At 29.4% G+C, this 625-nt stretch carries 1 protein-coding gene; it reads left to right on the top strand.

Annotated elements, in window-relative coordinates:
• The coding region (locus EII32_RS11490) for a replication initiation protein (protein ID WP_125235477.1) at positions 1 to 625 on the top strand (625 nt) is incomplete at both ends.

The raw sequence follows: 625 nt of genomic DNA, 5'->3' as shown, positions 1-625 counted from the left end.
CTACTATACTCGTTCACAAGAACGTTTTATTAACGATTTAGAACATGTATACGATAAAATGCTTAACTTAACTTACATAGAACGTAATGGCAGATCATTTGAAAAATTTGTTTTGTTCACTTCATATAAAATAGATTTAGATGAAGAATGTTTATCTATTAGTATTAATTCTGATTTAAAACACATTTTAAATTCTATAACTGCTGATTTTACAAAGTTTGAGTTGAGGGAAATGACACACCTTAAATCTACTTACGCTAAAAATATGTTTAGATTACTTAAACAATACAAACATACTGGTTATGTAAAAATGAATTTAGACGATTTTAAAAATCGTCTGGATGTTCCTAAAACTTATCAAATGAATGATATAACTAAACGGGTCTTAAAACCAATAATTAATGAGCTTTCTACGATCTTTAACAATCTTCATATTAATAAAATCAAAGCTAAAAAAGGACGCAAAATTGAATGGTTAGAGTTTACGTTTGATGCTGAGAAACGTATTCACAATAAACGACAACCACAAATGGCGAATATAGGTAAGTCACGACAACATATCAGTCGTGAAAAAACGCCGAAATGGTTAGAAGAACGAGCACATGAAAGACAAACACCTAGTGAG

Origin of the sequence: Prevotella sp. OH937_COT-195 (assembly GCF_003932845.1) — a bacterium.
Taxonomy (GTDB): domain Bacteria; phylum Bacteroidota; class Bacteroidia; order Bacteroidales; family Bacteroidaceae; genus Prevotella.
Note: the sequence above shows the minus strand (reverse complement) of the source record. Positions and strands in the feature narration are given on the sequence as shown.